The 1,198-nt window shown below is 53.0% G+C and carries 1 protein-coding gene; it reads left to right on the forward strand.

Going from position 1 to position 1,198, the window contains the following annotated elements; translation table 11 throughout:
- Positions 1-220: 220 nt before the first annotated feature.
- Positions 221-1,168 carry an IS110 family transposase gene (locus tag P3C29_RS32575; RefSeq protein WP_275966461.1) on the forward strand — a complete coding sequence of 316 codons (948 nt, stop codon included), beginning with the start codon at positions 221-223 and terminating at the stop codon, positions 1,166-1,168.
- The last annotated feature ends 30 nt before the right edge of the window (positions 1,169-1,198 follow it).

Consider the following 1,198-nt stretch of genomic DNA (forward strand, 5'->3'; position numbering starts at 1 on the left):
CCACAGCAAGCCCGCTTGTATGCTAGGACTTGAAGGGAGGAGGAGGGACAAAGCCCGATTCTGACTGTTGGCGCAGTACAGACCGTGGGAGATTTCGCCCCTCCTCCTTTCACCCAAGCGCCGATAAAGAATGCATCTGGCTATGACCGACGATAGGAACAAGCCTGCGCCTCTGGGTGAGCCCTTCAAGTGCTCAAAACCATAGCCCGGAGGAAGTCCCATGGCAATGCCAGTTCCTGTCTCAAAGCCGATCATTGGCGTCGATGTTGCTAAAAATGAGCTGGTGATTTACCACGCCGAGCTCGACCTGTTGGAAGTGATCCCCAACAACAAAACCGCCATCAAAAAATGGCTGAAAGCCCTGCCGGGCGCTGTGTCCGTTGCGATTGAAGCGACCAACATATATCACCTGGAGTTCGCTGACCTGGCCTATGAAGCTGGTTGCGTGATCTACATGGTGGGCGGTTATGAGCTCAGCCATTATCGTAAAGGTGTGAATATCCGGGCTAAGACCGACGCCCAGGATGCCAAGTTGCTTGCTCGCTATCTAAAAAACGAAGCCGATGAACTTCGCCCCTGGACGCCGCCATCTCCCCTGTATCGCCAGCTTTTGAGTCTTTTCCGTCGCCGGGCGGCGCTGGTTCAGGCACGCGTCAGCCTGACTCAAAGTTGGGCGAATGAGCCGTTGCTGAAGGCCTCTTTTGCCGAGCAAATGAAGTCGATGCAAAAGCTAGAAAGCCTGATTGAAAAGATGATCGGTGATCGGCTGAAAGAAGCTGGACTATCGGATCAACTAAAGCGTTGCCTGAAAGTTGAAGGTATCGGCTTTTTGACTGGAGCCCGTTTGGTTACCAGCTTCCAACGCGGTGATTTTAGAAACGCGGACGCGTTTATCGCTTTCTTGGGTATGGATTTACGCGTTTCTAAGTCAGGACAGAAAGATAATCGTCGCAGCTTGAGCAAGCGTGGCGACTCAGAAGCGCGTCGTCTTTTGCACAACGCAGCAATGGCGGCCAGCCGAACGGCTGCATGGAAGGAGTTTTATCAAGCACAACGGGCGCGGGGTTATAGCACCACTCAGGTACTGGTAATGCTGGCCCGTAAGCTTGCTCGAGTGGTATTTGCATTGCTGAAAGGACAAAGCGAATACCAACCAAAGGTTGGTTGAGGGTTGCCCCTCAACCATAGAATCTCCCAC

This window comes from Pseudomonas sp. 1912-s, from assembly GCF_029269205.1.
Lineage (GTDB): Bacteria > Pseudomonadota > Gammaproteobacteria > Pseudomonadales > Pseudomonadaceae > Aquipseudomonas.